The 18,213-nt window shown below is 61.4% G+C and carries 16 protein-coding genes; 9 read left to right on the top strand and 7 right to left on the bottom strand.

The window, feature by feature from the left end; genetic code table 11:
* Positions 1-343 precede the first annotated feature (343 nt).
* Positions 344-919, bottom strand: coding sequence for an ANTAR domain-containing response regulator (locus L9Z73_RS11050; protein WP_247400073.1), 576 nt, complete (start codon positions 917-919; stop codon positions 344-346).
* Between the two features lie 13 nt (positions 920-932).
* The gene (locus L9Z73_RS11045) at positions 933-2,159 is read right to left on the bottom strand and encodes a CmpA/NrtA family ABC transporter substrate-binding protein (protein ID WP_247400064.1); all 1,227 of its coding nucleotides are present in this window, start codon (positions 2,157-2,159) and stop codon (positions 933-935) included.
* Between the two features lie 270 nt (positions 2,160-2,429).
* Between L9Z73_RS11045 and sctC the strand changes: the two genes are divergently transcribed.
* From sctC to L9Z73_RS11020, 5 genes are all read left to right on the top strand, one after another.
* Positions 2,430-3,896: a type III secretion system outer membrane ring subunit SctC gene (sctC, locus tag L9Z73_RS11040; RefSeq protein WP_247400078.1), complete on the top strand. Its 1,467-nt coding sequence runs from the start codon at positions 2,430-2,432 to the stop codon at positions 3,894-3,896.
* Between the two features lie 14 nt (positions 3,897-3,910).
* The gene (locus tag L9Z73_RS11035) at positions 3,911-4,126 is read left to right on the top strand and encodes a FliM/FliN family flagellar motor switch protein (protein ID WP_017845218.1); all 216 of its coding nucleotides are present in this window, start codon (positions 3,911-3,913) and stop codon (positions 4,124-4,126) included.
* 168 nt (positions 4,127-4,294) lie between these two features.
* Positions 4,295-4,672 (top strand): winged helix-turn-helix domain-containing protein, encoded by a 378-nt coding sequence (locus L9Z73_RS11030; protein ID WP_247400063.1) that lies wholly within the window; start codon positions 4,295-4,297, stop codon positions 4,670-4,672.
* Positions 4,672-5,133: a transglycosylase SLT domain-containing protein gene (locus L9Z73_RS11025; RefSeq protein ID WP_282598585.1), complete on the top strand. Its 462-nt coding sequence runs from the start codon at positions 4,672-4,674 to the stop codon at positions 5,131-5,133. Before L9Z73_RS11030 ends, L9Z73_RS11025 begins: the two co-directional genes overlap by 1 nt.
* Positions 5,134-5,222: 89 nt before the next feature.
* Positions 5,223-6,251, top strand: a complete 1,029-nt coding sequence (locus L9Z73_RS11020; protein ID WP_247400061.1) for a quinone-dependent dihydroorotate dehydrogenase — start codon at positions 5,223-5,225, stop codon at positions 6,249-6,251.
* Positions 6,252-6,375: 124 nt separating this feature from the next.
* Here L9Z73_RS11020 and rmf read toward each other — a convergent pair whose 3' ends face one another.
* On the bottom strand, positions 6,376-6,591 hold the full coding sequence (gene rmf / locus L9Z73_RS11015) for a ribosome modulation factor (protein ID WP_002553055.1): 216 nt from the start codon (positions 6,589-6,591) through the stop codon (positions 6,376-6,378).
* 531 nt (positions 6,592-7,122) lie between these two features.
* Here rmf and rlmKL point away from each other — a divergent pair.
* The gene (gene rlmKL / locus L9Z73_RS11010) at positions 7,123-9,393 is read left to right on the top strand and encodes a bifunctional 23S rRNA (guanine(2069)-N(7))-methyltransferase RlmK/23S rRNA (guanine(2445)-N(2))-methyltransferase RlmL (protein ID WP_247400059.1); all 2,271 of its coding nucleotides are present in this window, start codon (positions 7,123-7,125) and stop codon (positions 9,391-9,393) included.
* A gap of 138 nt (positions 9,394-9,531) precedes the next feature.
* A complete protein-coding gene (locus tag L9Z73_RS11005) occupies positions 9,532-11,946 on the top strand; it encodes a sensor domain-containing diguanylate cyclase (protein ID WP_247400057.1) in 2,415 nt (804 codons plus the stop codon).
* Between the two features lie 87 nt (positions 11,947-12,033).
* Here L9Z73_RS11005 and dacB read toward each other — a convergent pair whose 3' ends face one another.
* A complete protein-coding gene (gene dacB, locus L9Z73_RS11000) occupies positions 12,034-13,494 on the bottom strand; it encodes a D-alanyl-D-alanine carboxypeptidase/D-alanyl-D-alanine endopeptidase (protein ID WP_247400055.1) in 1,461 nt (486 codons plus the stop codon).
* A 237-nt stretch (positions 13,495-13,731) separates the two neighbouring features.
* Between dacB and L9Z73_RS10995 the strand changes: the two genes are divergently transcribed.
* Entirely contained in the window at positions 13,732-14,076 is a 345-nt protein-coding gene (locus L9Z73_RS10995; RefSeq protein WP_247400046.1) for a YggL family protein, read from the top strand.
* Positions 14,077-14,131: 55 nt separating this feature from the next.
* Here L9Z73_RS10995 and L9Z73_RS10990 read toward each other — a convergent pair whose 3' ends face one another.
* Positions 14,132-15,322, bottom strand: a complete 1,191-nt coding sequence (locus tag L9Z73_RS10990; protein ID WP_247400044.1) for a benzoate/H(+) symporter BenE family transporter — start codon at positions 15,320-15,322, stop codon at positions 14,132-14,134.
* A 227-nt stretch (positions 15,323-15,549) separates the two neighbouring features.
* On the opposite strand from L9Z73_RS10990, the gene L9Z73_RS10985 reads away from it, so the two are divergent.
* Positions 15,550-16,314 carry a GntR family transcriptional regulator gene (locus L9Z73_RS10985; protein WP_247400042.1) on the top strand — a complete coding sequence of 255 codons (765 nt, stop codon included), beginning with the start codon at positions 15,550-15,552 and terminating at the stop codon, positions 16,312-16,314.
* A 64-nt stretch (positions 16,315-16,378) separates the two neighbouring features.
* Here the strand turns inward: L9Z73_RS10985 and guaD are convergent, their stop codons facing one another.
* Both guaD and xdhC read right to left on the bottom strand, forming a co-directional pair.
* On the bottom strand, positions 16,379-17,683 hold the full coding sequence (guaD, locus tag L9Z73_RS10980; protein ID WP_247400039.1) for a guanine deaminase: 1,305 nt from the start codon (positions 17,681-17,683) through the stop codon (positions 16,379-16,381).
* Positions 17,684-17,690: 7 nt separating this feature from the next.
* A partial coding sequence (gene xdhC, locus L9Z73_RS10975) for a xanthine dehydrogenase accessory protein XdhC (RefSeq protein ID WP_247400037.1) occupies positions 17,691-18,213 on the bottom strand: 523 nt, incomplete at its 5' end.

Genomic DNA, 18,213 nt, shown 5'->3' with positions numbered 1-18,213 from the left:
GGGGCAACCGCCGTTGGTTACCTGTGTTGAATACTTAGCAAGTCCTGGGCCAACCGGCCACGATGGTTTTTTAGCCAAGCAACTCGCTCATGGCGATGATCTGCTCCGCCACATGGATCAGTTTCTAACGGTTGGGAGTCTTGTAAGAAGGCCTGGTGATGGAACAGCCCGCTAAGGCCGCCCCACCGGCCCCGTGTTACGGGGGCCAAAACGAAAAAACGCCGCCACCGGGTTCGCGAGGGCAAACCGGGTGTGCGACGTCTTTGTCGTGGAGGGGCAACCGCCGTTGGTTACCTGTGTTGAATACTTAGCAAGTCCTGGGCCAACCGGCCACGATGGTTTTTTAGCCAAGCAACTCGCTCATGGCGATGATCTGCTCCGCCACATGGATCAGTTTCTGCTGGCGGCTCATGGCCTGGCGGCGCATCAAGGTGTAGGCCTCTTCCTCGTTGCAATCCTTCATTTTCATCAGCATGCCTTTGGCCAGTTCGATGCGCTTGCGCTCGGCCAGTTGTTGATCGCGGGCCTGCAACTGGGCGCGCAGGGCCTGGTCGCTTTCGAAGCGGGCCATGGCCACGTCGAGGATCGGCTGCAGGCGTTGGGCCTGGATGCCTTCGACAATGTAGGCGCTGACGCCGGATTTGATGGCTTGGCGCATGACGTCCGGGTCGTGCTCGTCGGTGAACATCACGATTGGACGCGGTTGGTCGCGGCTGACCAGCACCACTTGCTCCATCACATCGCGGCCGGGTGACTCGGTATCGATCAGGATCACGTCCGGCCGCACCGTTTCGACGCGCGCAGGCAGATCGATGGTCAGGCCCGACTCATCGATCACCTCAAACCCGGCCTCGGTCAGTGCCGCCTTGAGGCGCCCGACCTTGCGCGGTGTGTCGTTGATCAACAGGATTCGCAACATATTGGTTCTCCTGTCAGTGCAGGGCGTGGCGGCTGGCGTGGTCGGCCAGGGCGTGCAGGCGGAAGCTGCGGGCGTAGGCGGCGGGGTCTGAGCCATCCCAGATCTTGCCGTCGATCAACTGGCTGCTGCGCATGTCCTGGGCGTTTGTGGGGACGCCGACGGCATCGGCCGCCTGGCGATACAGATCCAGTTGCTGCACTTTACGGGCAATGCCCAGGTAGTCCGGGTCTTCGCGCAACAGGCCCCAGCGGCGAAACTGGGTCATGAACCACATGCCGTCGGAGAGGTAGGGCAGGTTCACCTCGCCATCGGCGAAAAAACGCAGCGCATGGGGATCTTGCCACTGGTTGCCGAGGCCATCCTCGTAGGCCCCGAGCAGACGCGGTTCGATGCAGTCGAGCGGTGCGTCGAGGTACTCGCGGGCGCTGAGCAACTGCGCGGTGGAGCGGCGGTTTTCGTGGCTCGCCTCGATAAAGCGGCTGGCCTCCAGGATCGCCATCACCAGCACGCGGGCGGTGTTGGGGTATTGGTCGACGAACGCCTGGGTGCAGCCGAGCACTTTTTCCGGATGATCCGGCCAGATCGCCTGGGTGGTCGCCAGGGTGAAACCCTGGTTCTGCTTCACCGCGCTGGCGCTCCAGGGTTCGCCGACACAAAAACCGTCAATGCGCCCGGCTAATAGATGCGCCACCATTTGTGGCGGAGGGACCACCACACTGTTCACATCCTGCAATGGATGAATGCCTTGGCTTGCCAGCCAGTAATACAGCCACATGGCGTGGGTGCCTGTGGGAAACGTCTGGGCGAAGGTCAGTTTTGTTCGGCTTTGGTGCACATGGCGATCCAGTGCCTCAGGAGTGACCACCCCTTGCTGTTGCAGATCGTGGGACAGGTTGATGCTCTGCCCGTTCTGGTTCAGCCCCATCAGCACTGCCATGTCGGTGGCGGCCACGCCGCCGATGCCCAGGTGTACGGCGTAGATCAGTCCATACAGGCTGTGGGCGGCATCCAGTTCACCGCTGACCAGTTTGTCGCGCAGGTTGGCCCACGACGACTGGCGCTTGAGGTTCAGCGTCAAGCCATAGGGTTGCGCGAAGCCCTGGGTGGCCGCGACCACCAGCGAGGCGCAATCGCTCAAGGCCATGAAGCCCAGGTCGAGGCTGCTCTTTTCCGGGGCGTCACTGCCGTTGACCCAGGCCAGCGGGTCGTTTATCGGGCTGTTGCCGTCCGAATCGTTCATCAATACCTACCTTTTCGTTCAAAAAAAAGCGTCGTTCCCTCAGATGGCGGTGCGGGCCATTGCGGGTAACGACGCCTTTGTCCGTAAGCCCGCTCCGACGTTGGCGCGCGCTCTGATACAGAGTGCATAGCAAGGCACATGCCACGGGCAGATCGGCGCGGTACGCCGTCAACTTTCCATCAAGATTGAAACGCCGCAGGCTTTCAGTATGGCCGCTTCCCTATGCCAGACTGCCCAGGAAACCCCACGGTGTACGACTCTCCCACAACGATGGCCGCCCACCGGCTCCGCCGCTGGCTGTTTTGCGCGGTGTTGATGCTGGGCTGCGCGTCTGCCTGGGGCGAGACCTATCAGGCGCGGGACGAAAGCCTGCATACGTTTTTTAGCGCATTGTCGCTGCCCCTTGGCCTGCCGGTCGTTGTCAGCCGGGCGGCGGCCCGCCAACGCGTTTCCGGAACCTACGATTTCAGCCAGGCACAGCAGGTGCTGGAGGCGGTGGCCGAGCAGCATCACCTGATCTGGTACAGCGACGGGCAAGTGCTCTACCTCTACGCCGCAGATGAAGCGAAGAGCTCGGCTGTGACGTTGCGGCATATTTCCGTCTCAAGGCTGCGTGAGCTCATGCGTCGCTCGGGGCTCGATGAGTCCCGCTACCCCCTGCGGGAGAGCGGGGGGCGGATGTTCTATGTGTCCGGGCCGGCGAACTATGTCGACCAGGTGCTGCACCTTGCCCAATTGATGGACCGCCAGCGGGCCGGGCTTCGTGTGGGCAAGCAGGGGTTTGGCGTGGTGCAGGTGCTCAATACCCATGTGGCGGACCGTGAGTACGTCATGGGCGATGAAAAGGTCAATGTGCCGGGCATGGCGTCGCTGATCGAGACCGTGCTTTTCCGTGAACAGCAGGCCCCTGCGCAACGGCCGCCCGGTTTGCTGGCCGACAAGAGCCTGGCAGTGATCCCCTACCCGGATACCAACAGCCTGCTCATCAAGGGCAAGCCTGCCCAGGTGAGTTTTATCGAGCAACTGGTGGCGGAGCTGGATGTGCCCAAGCGCCCGATCGAGGTTTCGCTGTGGCTGGTGGATGTGGACCGTGACGAACTCAAGAAAATCGACCAGGCCTGGGCCGAGGAAACCCACACATCAGTCTCGGCGACCCGGGTGCTGGAGCCGTTGGAGGACAATCGCTTGATGGCGCAAATCGCCGTGCTGGAGCGGCGGCGGCGGGCGCGGGTGGTGACACTGCCCGTGATTCTCACCCAGGAGAACGTTCCTGCGGTCTTCCAGGATAACCACACACTTTACTTGCCGGGCCCCCCCGCCGGGCGCACCGCCTGGAAACCCGTGCGCTATGGCACCCAGGTCAGCGTGTTGCCGCGGTTTGCCGAGGCGAACGAGATCGAGATGCTGTTGAGCCTTGAGGATGATCGCCAGATGGGCGAGGCGCGGCAGCGTCAGAAAATGACCGCAGTCGGGCGGGTGAGCGTTAGCAGCGTCGTTCGGATGCCTCAGGGTAAACGTCTGTGGTTAGGCGGTTTTCGTCGGGATGTTGATGCAGAAGGGCGTGCCACTGCGCCTGGCCAGCGTGCCGAGGTACGGCTGTTTGTGATTCAGGCCCGGGCCGTGGGCAACGAGCTCAAGACCTTGGGTGGAGCTATCGGCCCTCCGCCGCTGACTCAGCCGCAATACGAACGGGTGCAACGTGCGTTTGTGCGGTCGATTCGCGATGTCGATCAATGAGGTAGGCGTTCGCCATGCATCTGGAAATTCTTTTGCAGGAACAACTGATCACGCGCAAGCGGCTGGCGCTGTTTGCACCGGGGAAAGTGCTGCCTTTGGCGCCGGAAGTCATCCATTGCGTGGAAGTGCGGGTCAATGGCCAATTGTTGGCTTTGGGCGAGCTGGTGCAGTTGGAAGACCGCCTGGGGGTTGAGCTGCTTGAGGTGTACCAGGAGTGGGTATCGCCTTAGTTGTTAGCTCCAGTGAGATTTCTTACAAGGCTATTCCTGAAAGCCTTGCTGATATGGGTTTTTTCCTAGGGTGGGTAGGGGGCGCCTTTTTTATAGTCGTGCCGTCGGCGTATGAGCCGGTTCTGGAAATTAGGATTTTAATGTCAGTGGTTCGATGCAGAGGTGTGTATGGCCGTCGTGAATGATGGAGGGATGACGACTTCCCTGGTCTTTGGCCACTGGACCCTGCATGGCGATGGACGCTTGACCGGTGAGGGCGCGGATATCCAGTTGCCGCCCAAGGAGTGGCAGGTGCTGCGCTTGCTGTTGGTGTCTGGTGGTGCGCTGATGACCAAAGACTGTTTGCTTGAAATGGCTTGGCGCCAGGGGGAGGTGTCGGAGGAGTCGCTGACTCGCTGCATTTATTCATTGCGTAAGCATCTGCGTGCCGACAAAGGGTTTATCAAGACGGTCTATGGCAGAGGCTATCGCTTTACGTGCCCGGTGCGACCCGCTGAGCGCATGCCATCGCAGTCCATCCATGTTTGCTCGGCCTGTGGCAGGTAATGCGTAACGTGTGGCGCAGGGGCCTGTTGCTGGTGGTGGTGATGGGAAGCAATCAGGCACTGGCGTATTGCTGGGACGAGGTGGCCAGTCGTTACGATCTTGAACCGGAGTTGCTGCAGGCCATTGCCGCCGTAGAGTCGGGGTATCGTGCGGGCGCGATGAATTACAACAATCGCAATGGCACCCGCGATATCGGTCTGATGCAGATCAACAGCATCCATTTGCCCCGCCTGCTCAAACAGGGCATCACTGAAGAGCGGCTGTTGAGCGAGCCCTGCCTGTCGGTAGAGGTCGGGGCGTCGATTCTTGCCGAGTTCATTCAGCGTTTCGGCTATAACTGGACGGCCATAGGCGCCTACAACGCAGGCCCGGGCCCCGGTCCGCAGCGTGAAGCGTTACGCCTGCAGTACGCACAGAAGATCTGGGCCCGCTACGAAGCGTTGGTCGCGCATCGCTACTGACGATCGGGCGGCGGCACGCCTCGCACGCAGCCCGCCAGCCCGGCTATAATCGCCGCCACTTATCGCCGCCATCCGAGTCTAGCCCGCCCATGTATACCCTGGCCCGCCAGTTGTTGTTCAAACTCTCCCCGGAGACCTCCCATGATCTGTCCCTGGACCTGATCGGTGCCGGTGGCCGCCTGGGGCTCAATGGCATGGTATGCAAGGCACCGGCGAAAATGCCGGTGTCGGTGATGGGGCTCGACTTCCCCAACCCGGTCGGGCTGGCTGCCGGCCTGGACAAGAACGGTACGGCCATCGATGGCTTTGCGCAGTTGGGTTTCGGTTTCGTCGAAATCGGCACCGTGACCCCGCGCCCTCAGCCGGGCAACCCCAAGCCGCGCATCTTTCGCCTGCCGGAAGCCGAGGCGATCATCAACCGCATGGGCTTCAACAACCTCGGTGTCGATCACCTGGTGTCGCGGGTTCAAGCGGCGAAGTACAAGGGCATTCTCGGGATCAATATTGGCAAGAATTTCGACACGCCGGTGGAGCGCGCGGTGGATGACTACCTGATCTGCCTGGACAAGGTCTACGCCCACGCCAGCTACGTCACGGTGAACGTCAGCTCGCCCAACACCCCTGGCCTGCGTAGCCTGCAGTTTGGTGATTCCCTCAAGCAATTGCTCGAAGCCTTGCGCCAGCGCCAGGAAGACCTCGCCGTGCGCCATGGCAAGCGCGTGCCGCTGGCGATCAAGATCGCCCCGGACATGAGTGATGAAGAAACCGTACTGGTCGCCCAGGCCCTGGTGGATTCCGGGATGGATGCGGTGATAGCCACCAACACTACCCTTAGCCGTGTCGGTGTTGAAGGCCTGGCCCATGGCGACGAAACAGGCGGCTTGTCGGGCGCCCCGGTGCGTGACAAGAGCACGCATATCGTCACGGTGCTGGCTGCCGAGCTGGCAGGGCGTTTGCCGATCATCGCGGTCGGCGGTATCACCGAAGGCAAACACGCGGCCGAGAAAATCGCCGCCGGCGCGAGCCTGGTGCAGCTGTATTCCGGTTTTATCTACAAGGGCCCGGCGCTGATTCGCGAGGCGGTGGACGCGATTGCGGCGTTGCCAAAAAAAGCCTGACACACGCCCAATAAAAAGGGCTCCTCAAGAGGAGCCCCTGGGCCGAAGCCCGCCGCCTGGATAGGGCGTGCGTGGTTAAGTTGTTACCTGTATTCGTGCTGGTGTCGGAATTAAATGCCCTTGATTAGCCGACCGCGTGAAGTTCGTTGAGTCTGTGGATGCCCGCAGTGCCTGTCATACCGTCCCAGTTGTCGCCGCGTCCTTCTCGCCAGCCGTTGATCCAGGCTTGGCGTACCGACGGTAGAGTAAATGGGCAAAGCTCACGGGATTTGCCATGAACGCCATATTGATATCCGCGTAAAAATGCTCTTTCCAACGGATCACGCTTAAGTCTTCTCATAGGGTGTTTCCCTCACTTGTTGACTGTCTTGATATCCTTCGGCCTCGTCTGGGGCCGGGCAGAGTTTTTCTGCCGTTGGTGCGGCTCGCTGCCGGCGTGGCGAGCCAATGTGTCAACGTCGTTGTGGCGCTGACCTGTGTTGAGTTCTAACCAATAGGTCACATGGATTCAATGATCGTTTTGTCATAAGCACGTCACAATAGTGATGCTATAGCCATAAGCTGGGATGGCTTTTCGCCCCTTTTATTGGGCAAAGCCAGCTATGATGTGCCTTACGAAGAGAATGGGCTTTTTCCTGCGGTGAGAAAGCCCGCCCGTCACGGTCGGTCACTATTCGACGAAGGGTCTGAATATTTCTTTTTGTTGCAAAAATTATCTCTCTGCCCCGTCAATCAAGGCCCAAAGGCCCGGCAGACGGGGTGGGACGGCACATTCGTGCCACGCGAGCACTCTTCAAGAAAAGTGCTTGATTGAAAACCGAGCCGGCGATGCGTCGCCCGTTCATTTATTGCTGAAAAGCCTGGATTACCCATGTCGGACCGTTTTGAACTCTTCCTCACCTGCCCCAAGGGCCTCGAAGGCCTGCTGATCGAGGAAGCCGTCGGGCTTGGCCTTGAGGAAGCCCGCGAGCACACCTCGGCCGTGCGCGGCATGGCCGACATGGAAACCGCCTACCGCCTGTGCCTCTGGTCGCGCCTGGCCAACCGCGTATTGCTGGTACTCAAGCGCTTCCCGATGAAGGACGCCGAAGACCTCTACCACGGCGTGCTGGATATCGACTGGGCTGAGCACATGGTCCCGGACGGCAGCCTGGCGGTGGAGTTCAGCGGTCACGGCTCGGGCATCGACAACACCCACTTCGGCGCGCTGAAGGTCAAGGATGCAATTGTCGACAAGCTGCGCACGCCAACCGGCGAGCGTCCCTCCATCGACAAGATCAACCCGGACCTGCGCATCCACCTGCGCCTGGACCGTGGCGAAGCGATCCTGTCCCTCGACCTGTCCGGTCACAGCCTGCACCAGCGCGGTTACCGCCTGCAGCAGGGCGCCGCACCGTTGAAGGAAAACCTCGCGGCAGCGATCCTGATTCGTGCCGGCTGGCCGCGCATCGCTGCTGAAGGCGGCGCGCTGACCGACCCGATGTGTGGCGTGGGCACCTTCCTGGTGGAAGGCGCGATGATCGCCGCCGATATGGCGCCCAACCTCAATCGCGAACTGTGGGGTTTCACCACCTGGCTCGGTCACGTCCCGGCGCTCTGGAAGAAACTTCACACCGAGGCCAGCGAGCGTGCCGCCATCGGCATGAACAAGCCGCCGTTGTGGATTCGTGGCTACGAAGCCGATCCGCGCTTGATCCAGCCTGCTCGCAACAACATCGAGCGTGCCGGCCTCAGCCATTGGATCAAGGTGTACCAGGGCGAAGTCGCTACGTTCGAGCCGCGTCCGGACCAGAACCAGAAAGGCCTGGTGATCTGCAACCCGCCCTACGGCGAGCGCCTGGGTGACGAAGCGAGCTTGTTGTACCTTTACCAGAACCTCGGCGAGCGTCTGCGCCAAGCGTGCATGGGCTGGGAAGCGGCGGTATTCACCGGCGCGCCGGACCTGGGCAAGCGCATGGGCATCCGCAGCCACAAGCAGTATTCGTTCTGGAACGGCGCCTTGCCGTGCAAATTGCTGCTGATCAAGGTCAACCCGGACCAGTTCGTCACCGGCGAGCGCCGCACTCCGGAGCAGCGCCAGGCCGAACGCGAACAAGCCGCCTACGACCAGGCCCCGACCGAGCCGCAAGAGCGCCAGTACAACAAGAACGGCAACCCGATCAAACCTGCAGCGGCGCCAGCCCCCGTGGTCGAACAGGCGCGCCTGAGCGAAGGCGGGCAGATGTTCGCCAACCGCCTGCAAAAGAACCTCAAGCAACTGGGCAAGTGGGCCAAGCGTGAAGGTGTGGATTGCTATCGCGTCTACGATGCCGACATGCCGGAATATTCCATGGCCATCGACCTGTACCACGATTGGGTCCACGTGCAGGAATACGCCGCGCCGAAATCCATCGACCCGGAAAAAGCCTCCGCACGCATGTTCGATGCCCTGGCGGCCATTCCCCAGGCGCTGAACATCGACAAGAACCGCGTGGTGGTCAAGCGCCGCGAGCGTCAGAGCGGCACCAAGCAGTACGAGCGCCAGAGTGCCCAGGGCAAGTTCACCGAGGTCAGCGAAGGCGGCGTGAAGCTGCTGGTCAACCTCACCGACTACCTCGACACCGGCCTGTTCCTCGACCACCGTCCGATGCGCATGCGCATCCAGAAAGAGGCGGCCGGCAAGCGTTTCCTCAACCTGTATTGCTACACCGCCACCGCCAGCGTGCACGCCGCCAAGGGTGGCGCGCGCAGCACCACCAGCGTCGACCTGTCCAAGACCTACCTGGACTGGGCTCGTCGCAACTTCTCCCTCAACGGTTTCTCCGACAAGAACCGCCTGGAGCAGGGTGATGTGATGGCGTGGCTGGAAGCCAGTCGCGATGAGTTCGACCTGATCTTCATCGACCCGCCGACCTTCTCCAACTCCAAGCGCATGGAAGGTATCTTCGACGTGCAGCGCGACCACGTGCAGTTGCTCGATCTCGCCATGGCGCGCCTGGCGCCGGGTGGCGTGCTGTACTTCTCGAACAACTTCCGCAAGTTCGCGCTTGAGGACAACCTCAGCGAACGCTACGCGGTCGAGGAAATCAGCGACAAGACCCTCGACCCGGATTTTGCGCGTAACGCGAAGATCCATCGGGCCTGGAAAATCACCGCTCGCTGATTGCTCCTCCCATAAGCCGCAAGCCTCGAATAATCGGGTCTTGCGGCTTTTTACGCTGGTCAAACACAGGGCCGCTAGCTATAACTAAACGTCCAGCCAAAGTGACACCCCCGCACGCTGGCGTTGTGAGTGTTGCCTATGCCGTTGCAAGCCGTTCGCCCGAAGATCCTAGGTTTTATCAGTGAGCAGGTATCGGCTTGGCTGATGGCATTGGTGGTGTTTTTGGCAGGCAGCACCTTGACGATCATCATTGCCTGGGCGACATCCGACCTCTATCAACAGCAGGAGCGCCAGCGTTTCCAACTGTTGGTCAATGAGCGATTCACCCGTCTGCAGGAGCGTTTCGAGGACCAGGAGCAACGTCTGGCCAGCCTGCAACGCTTTTTCGTCAATTCCAGTGACGTGTCCCGAGACGAGTTCGATGGTTTCGCCCAGCCCTTGCTGCTGCGTTCCCGTGCGTATGTCTGGGCGCCGCGGGTGCTGCGTGATCAGCGCGTTCAGTTTGAGCAGGAAGTATCGCGCCAGCGCGCTCTGCCCTTCAGGATACGTGAACTGAATTCACTCGGTGAGTTGGCCCCGGCGGTGGAGCGCGATGAATACGTGCCGATCCTGTACAGCCAGACCCACAGCCTGCTCGGTTCGCCCCTGGGCTTTGACCTGCTGGCCCAACCTCTGCGGCGCTCGACCCTTCAGCGCGCACAAGCGAGCGGTAAGCTGGCAGTGTCCCAGCCCATGCAGTTGGTGGGTGTGGAGCCGGCCTACGCCACCGGCGTGTTATTGGTCGCACCAGTCGTCTCCCTAGGCGGGACAGAACCCTACGGCTTTGTGATGGCCGTGATCAGCATGCGCCAGTTGATGGCCGACGGCTTGCCCAAGCCGGATCGCGATAATCTGGTGACGCAGATCGTCGACACTTCTGACCAGCAAAAGCGCCTGCTGTACGAGTCCAGCAATGCTTTGGCCAACAGCGATCTGGTGGCCACGCGCCGCCTGACCCTCGGCGATCATGTCTACGCCCTAACGCTGCGCCCCAGCCTGGTGTTCGAAAAGGGCAGCGGTTTCTCCCTGGTCTCGATCCTGGCCATGGGCGGGCTCTTCAGCCTGTTGCTTAGCGTCTTGCTCTATATGTTGGTCAGCCAGCGTCAGCGCGCCTTGAAACTGGTGGAGCAGCGTACCGCGCAGTTGCGCCTGCGCGAGCAGGAACTGCGCGGCGCCCACGGCCAGTTGCGTAGCGTGCTGAACGCCGCGACGCAGGTTGCAATCATTGCCACCGACTTGCACGGCGTGATCAACACCTTCAACGCCGGTGCCGAGCAGATGCTGGGGTTCAAGGCCGAGCACGTAATCGGCCGCTTGACCCTGGAAAGCCTGCATGTCGCGGCGGAGCTGGACGCGCGCGCGACGAGTTTGAGCGTGGCGTTGGGCCGGCGAATCCCGCCGAGCCAGGCGATGCTGGTGGAAAGCCCGGACAACCCGCAGGAGGCCCGCGAGTGGACCCTGGTGCGCGAGGACGGCAGCCAGTTGACGGTGAATATGCTCGGCACCGTGTTGCTGGATGAGCATGGCTTATGGGTCGGGCACCTGGCGATTTACCTGGATATCACCGAGCAAAAACGCGCCTATGAGGCCCTGGCCGTGCGGGACCGCTTGCTGAAAAAACTCAGCGCCCATGTGCCTGGCGGGATCTTCCAGTTCACCGTGGAGCCCCAGGACAACTGGCGGTTTATCTACGCCAGCGATGGCATGCGCGATATCTACGAGATCGACACCGGGGTGCTGCAACGGGATGCGAAGCAGGTCTTGGAGCGCATCCACCCCCTGGACGTCGAGCGGGTGCGTGCGTCGATCCGCTTATCCGCGCTGCAGTTGAGCCACTGGCGCGAAGAGTACCGCGTGCAGTTGCCGCAACGGGGCCTGCGCTGGATTCGCGGTGAGGCCACGCCGGAGGAACTGCCGGGCGGCGGTACGCTGTGGCATGGTTATGTGTCTGATATTTCCGATCTCAAGCGGGTGGAAGAAGAACTGCGCGCGCTGTCCATCACCGATGCCCTCACCGGGATTCACAACCGCCGGTATTTCCAGGATCGTCTCAAGGCCGAGATGGTCCGCCTGAATCGCACGTCGGGGGCGTTGTCGGTGATCATGCTGGATATCGATCACTTCAAGCGTATCAACGACCAATATGGCCATGCGGTCGGCGACGGGGTCTTGCAGGAACTGTGCAAGCGCATCAGCCAACGTCTGCGCCGCAGCGATGTGTTCTGTCGCCTGGGCGGCGAGGAGTTCATGGTGTTGTGCCCCAATACCGATAGCACCCAGGCCTACAGTTTGGCGATGGCGTTATGGCAGTCGCTGCGCAGCGCGCCGATGGAGTCGGTGGGGACCGTCACAGCGAGCTTCGGGGTGGCCAGTTGGCGGATCGACGAAGGGGTCGACGGGTTGCTGCTGCGCGCGGATTCGGCGGTGTACGTGGCCAAGCAGGCGGGCAGGGATCGGGTCGAAACTGTGGCGAGGGAGCGTGCTCCCGCTGGACCGCGAAGCGGTCCCGATTAACACACCGCATGCTTGCAGATAACATTCAGGGCCGGGCTTCAGGGCTGCGTCGCAGCCCAGCGGGAGCACGCTCCCTCGCCACAAACGCTAGAGGACTGACGCCGCTGCCGCCAGCTTCGGCTGGCGATACAGGTCCAGCAGCACCTGGTCGAGCACCGACGACGCACCCCATGGTTTCGGATCGTTGAGAATCGCCACCACTACCCAGGTATTGCCGTTGTTATCGCGGCTGAACCCGGCGATGGCACGCACGGTATTCAAGGTGCCGGTCTTGACGTGGGCTTCACCGCGCATGGCGGTGGTCTTCAGGCGTTTGCGCATGGTGCCGTCGGTGCCGGCAATCGGCATCGAGCTGATGTACTCCGCCGCGTAGGGGCTTTTCCACGCGGCTTGCAACATGGCCGCCATCTCACGGGCACTGACGCGTTCGGCACGGGACAGGCCGGAACCGTTCTCCATCACCAGATGCGGTGCGGTGATGCCTTTCTTCGCCAGCCACTGGCGCACCACGCGTTGGGCGGCCTTGGCATCGTCGCCGTCGGCATCGTTGCGAAACTGTGCGCCCAGGCTCAGGAACAACTGCTGGGCCATGGTGTTGTTACTGTATTTGTTGATGTCGCGGATGATTTCCGCCAGGTCCGGCGAGAAGGCCCGCGCCAGTACCTTGGCGTCCTTGGGCACCGAAGCCTGGATGTCGCGGCCCTGGATGGTGCCGCCCAGTTCCTGCCAGATCGCCCGCACAGCGCCGGCGGTATACGTGGCGTGGTCGAGCAGCGACAAGTAGGTCTGCGAGCTGCAGCCATCGCCCAACTGGCCGCTGACGGTCACTGTGATGCTGCCATCGGCCGCCGTCACCGGGTTGTAGCGCACGTCACCGGTACACTGTTTGGCGTTGGATACCTTGACCTGATTGTCGATGCGAATGCTGGCAATCGGCGGCTCGACCGACACGATCACGCGTCCCGAATCGTTGCGAGTCACGAAGCGCAGGGCCTTGAGGTTGACCAGCAGGGCATCGGGCTTGACCAGGAACGGTTTGTTCTCGTCATTGCCGTCGTCATTGAATTCCGGCAGTTGCGGCGGGATAAAGAAACCACGGTCCAGCACCAGGTCACCAGTGACTTGCTGCACGCCATTGGCCCGCAGGTCACGCATCAGCAGCCAGAGTTTTTCCATGTTCAGCTTTGGGTCGCCGCCACCCTTGAGGTACAGGTTGCCGCGCAACACGCCACCGCTGAGGGTGCCGTCGGTGTAGAACTCGGTCTTCCACTGGTGGTTGGGGCCGAGCATTTCCAGGGCCGCGTAGGTGGTGACCAGCTTCATGGTGGAGGCAGGGTTCACCGAGACGTCGGCGTTGAATACGGTGGGTGTGCCGGGACCGTTCAGCGGCAGCATCACCAGCGACAGTGCGGTGTTTTGCAGTTTGGCCTTCTGCAGGGCCTGTGCAACATTGGGCGGCAGGGTGTTGTTGATCGGGGCGGCGGTGGCGGAAAAGGCCAGCGGCAGGAGACAGCCGGCAAGGAGCAATGGACGCAAAGATTTGATCATAAGAAATAAGACCCTACTGCTGAGGAGGGTGAAAAAGGCGAGGGTTATGTAAGAAAATCCCCCAGTGGTCATGAAAGTGTCGGCATTATGCCCCAAGCTGGAGCCACTTGTAGCTGAACGATAGCTGCTAATCGGCGTTTTTTTTTCGAGCATTTCGCCGCCTGTCCTAGAGAATCGGGCAATCGCTTCCTTAAACTGCTAAAGTGCCGCCCGTTATTACTTATGAGGATTGTTCCAATGGCGACTAACCGTTCCCGGCGTCTGCGCAAAAAACTGTGCGTTGATGAATTTCAAGAGCTGGGTTTCGAACTGAACCTGGATTTCAAAGAAGGTTTGGACGATGCAGCGGTTGACGCGTTCCTCGAAGCATTCCTGACCGAAGCGATGGACGGCAATGGCCTCGACTACGTCGGCGGCGATGACTTCGGTCTGGTGTGCAAAGCCACTCGTGGTTCGGTCACCGAAGAGCAACGTGCAACCGTTGAAGCGTGGCTCAAGGCCCGCGCAGAGCTGACTCGCGTTGAAGTAAGCGCGTTGTTGGACGCTTGGCATCCAGAGACGTCGATCAACTCGGCCGTCTGATGTCATGAAACAGCGACCCGCCCGGGTCGCTGTTTCGTTATGGGGCCTTAAATACTCAGGTCTTGCGCCAGTTCAGAATCAGCAGCGTCAACACCCCCGCCACAATCCCCCAGAACGCCGACCCGATGGAAAACAACGTCAAGCCTGACGCGGTGACCATAAAGGTGATCAGCGCCGCTTCCCGTTCTTTCGGCTGATTCATGGCAATGCTCAAGCCATTGATGATCGAGCCAAACAAGGCCAACGCCGCAATCGACAGCACCAGCTCCTTGGGCAGCGCTGCGAACAAGGCCGCCAATGTGGCGCCGAACACCCCGGCAATGCCGTAGAACACGCCACACCAGACTGCCGCCGTGTAGCGCTTGTTACGGTCTTCATGGGCGTGGGGCCCGGTGCAGATCGCCGCACTGATCGCCGCCAGGTTGATGCCGTGGGAGCCGAACGGCGCCAGCACCAGCGAGGCCAGGCCGGTGACGGTGATCAGCGGCGACGCAGGCACGTTGTAGCCGTCGGCGCGCAATACGGCCACGCCCGGCATGTTCTGCGAGGTCATTGCCACCACGAACAGCGGGATGCCGATGCTGATGGTCGCCGCCAGCGAGAAGTGCGGCGTGGTCCACACCGGCGTTGCCACTTCCAGGTGAAAGCCGCTGAAATCCAGGAGCCCCATCAGCCCGGACAGCACGCTGCCGATCACCAGCGCGGCGAGCACCGCATACCGCGGCGACAGGCGTTTGATGATCAGGTAGGTGAAAAACATCCCCAGCACCAGGCCGGTGCGATGTTGCGCGGCGACGAAAATCTCGCTGCCGATCTTGAACAGAATCCCCGCCAGCAAGGCCGCCGCCAGCGACGCCGGGATGCGTTTGACCAGTTTTTCGAAGCTGCCGGTCAGCCCGCAGAGCGTCACCAGCACCGCGCAGGTGATGTAGGCGCCGATGGCTTCGCCGTAACTGACGCCGCCGAGGCTGGTGATCAACAGCGCGGCGCCGGGCGTCGACCAGGCAATGGTGATCGGCGTGCGGTAGCGCAGGGACAGGCCGATGCTGCACACCGCCATGCCGATGGAAATCGCCCAGATCCACGAGGAAATCTGCGCGGTGGTCAAACCGGCGGCTTGGCCGGCCTGGAACATCAGCACCAGTGAGCTGGTGTAGCCGGTCATCATGGCGATGAAACCGGCGACGATGGCCGAGGGAGAAGTATCGGCCAGCGGGCGCAAGGGCGCTTGGGTGGCGTCGGTCATGGCGAGGTGTTTCCTTTTACCTGGGAGTTTGCCAGTGAAGGCGCAGATTCAAGCCTAAACTCAAACGTAACGATTCATTGCAATACAGCCGGGGCCGCAAACAGCCGTACAGTGTGTTGGCGCATGGGGTTGTGTACAATGTGCGCTGATTTTAGGCGATACTTGCCAGCGCCTCTTTGTTGCCGTATTACCGTTAATTCGCCGCCGTTCTCCCGACCCGAGTGCCCATGAACGAACAGTTGCAACCTCTCAAGAAACAACCGCGAGCCGGCAAGACCGGTCGCAGCGGAACCCAGGACGATATCGTCTACGCGCATATCTTCGAGGCGATCCTCGAACAACGCCTGGCACCCGGTACCAAATTGAGCGAAGAAGCACTGGGCGAAATCTTCGGCGTCAGCCGCACCATCATTCGCCGCGCACTGTCGCGTTTGGCCCATGAAGGCGTGGTGCTACTGCGGCCCAATCGTGGTGCCGTGGTGGCCAGCCCCAGTGTCGAAGAAGCGCGCCAGGTGTTCCTGGCCCGACGTTTGGTCGAGCGGGCGATCACGGAACTGGCGGTGCAGCACGCGACGGCTGAGCAGTTGGCCGAGTTGCGGCAGATGGTCAACGACGAACGCGACAGCTTCTCCCGCGGCGATCGCGGTGCCGGTATCCGCCTTTCCGGCGAGTTCCATCTGAAGCTGGCTGAAGCCGCGAAGAACGCGCCGCTGATCAGCTTCCAGCGCAGCCTGGTGTCCCAGACCTCGTTGATCATCGCCCAGTACGAAAGCGGTAACCGCTCGCACTGTTCCTACGATGAACACACCCAGTTGATCGATGCGATCGAAGCCCGGGACGCGGCGCTGGCGGTGAATTTGATGATGCATCACATGGATCACATCGACAGCAAGCTCAACCTCGATGAGGAAAGTGCGTCGGATGATTTGCACGCGGTGTTCTCGCATTTGTTGCTGAGCAAGAAGCCTGGGCGCTCTTCGGTAAAGCTGTAAACCCGATCAAAAATGTGGGAGGGGGCAAGCCCCCTCCCACATGTGTTTTGTGTTGTGACTGAGATCAGCGTTGGTGGACTAGACTGCCGGCCGCGTAGGTCTGCAACACCGCCCGATCATCCCCCAGCGTCATCAGTACAAACAACCTCTCGGCAATGTCCTTCGCCTGCTTCATGCGGTAGCTGAGCAACGGCGTGGCGTTGTAGTCCAGCACCAGGAAGTCCGCATCGGTGCCCGGCTGCAACGTGCCGATCTTGTCTTCCAGTCGCAGCGCCCGCGCACCGCCCAGTGTGGCCAGGTACAGCGACTTGAACGGGCTCAATCGTGCGCCCTGCAGTTGCATGACCTTGTAGGCTTCGTTCAGCGTCTGCAGCAACGAGAAACTGGTGCCGCCGCCCACGTCAGTGCCCAGGCCCACGTTGAGTTTGTGCTTCTCGGCCATTGGCAGGTTGAACAGCCCGCTGCCGAGGAACAGGTTCGAGGTCGGGCAGAATGCGACTGCCGAGCCGGTTTGCGCCAACCGCGCGCATTCGTCATCGCACAGGTGCACGCCGTGGGCAAACACCGAGCGTTCGCCCAGTAGCTTGTAGTGGTCGTACACATCCAGGTAGCCGCTGCGCTCAGGAAACAGTTCGTTGACCCACTCGACTTCCTGCTTGTTCTCACTGATGTGCGTCTGCATGTACAGGTCCGGGTATTCGCCCAGCAGTTGCCCGGCCAGCGCCAATTGCTGCGGCGTGCTGGTGGGGGCGAAGCGTGGCGTCACCGCATAGTGCAGGCGGCCCTTGCCGTGCCAGCGTTCGATCAGCGCCTTGCTCTCCTGGTAGCCGGATTCGGCGGTGTCGGTCAGGTAGTCTGGAGCGTTGCGGTCCATCATCACCTTGCCGGCGATCATGCGCAGGTCGAGTTTTTCGGCGGCTTCGAAGAATGCATTCACCGATTGCGGGTGCACGCTGCCGAACACCAGCGCGGTGGTGGTGCCGTTGCGCAGCAACTCCTTGATGAAGATATCCGCGACTTCCTCGGCGTGAACCTTGTCGGCGAACTGGCGCTCGCAGGGGAAGGTGTAGGTGTTGAGCCAGTCCAGCAACTGCTCGCCATAGGCGCCGACCATGCCGGTTTGCGGTAGGTGGATATGCGTGTCGATCAGGCCGGGGGTGATCAGCGCGTCCTGATAATGGGTGATTTCGACCTCGGCGGGCAGGTGCGGCAGCAGGTCATGGGCGTGGCCCAGGGCGCTGATCCGGCCGTTGTCGATGACCAGCAGGCCGTCTTCGAAATACTCGTAGGACGCCTCGATCCCCACTTCAGCGGGGTCGGCGAGGCTGTGCAGGATCGCGGCGCGGTAGGCTTTGCGGGTCGAAGGCATGGTGATCTCAATTCTTGGCAAAAGTGGCAGCTTGACTGCGGCGCGAGGCCGGCAGCAGTTGGGCAATCGGTTCGGCGCTCGCGGTGTGCTGGCCGAAATGGGCGTTGTAGGTGGCGATGATTTCCGCGGCGATGGAGATGGCGATTTCCACCGGCAATTTGCCCTTCACTTCGCTAAGGCCCATGGGGCAGCGCATGCGTTGCAACTGTGCGGTGTCGACGCCGCGATCACGCAGGCGGTGTTCGAACTTGACGCGCTTGGTCTTCGAACCGATCAGGCCGAAGTAGGCAAAGTCATTGCGCTTGAGCAGGGCGGCGCTGAGTTCCAGGTCCAGCGCGTGATTGTGGGTCATCACGATGCAGTAACTGCCCACGGGCAGGTCGGCAATTTCGTCAACCGGTTCTTCGCTGACGATTTTACGCACGCCCTGTGGGATGTGTTCCGGGAACTCTTGCTCGCGCGAATCGATCCAGCGCACCCGACACGGCAGGCTCGCCAGCAACGGCACCAGGGCGCGGCCGACGTGGCCG

It is taken from the genome of Pseudomonas emilianonis (assembly GCF_023072625.1).
Lineage (GTDB): Bacteria > Pseudomonadota > Gammaproteobacteria > Pseudomonadales > Pseudomonadaceae > Aquipseudomonas > Aquipseudomonas paraveronii.
Note: the sequence above shows the minus strand (reverse complement) of the source record. Positions and strands in the feature narration are given on the sequence as shown.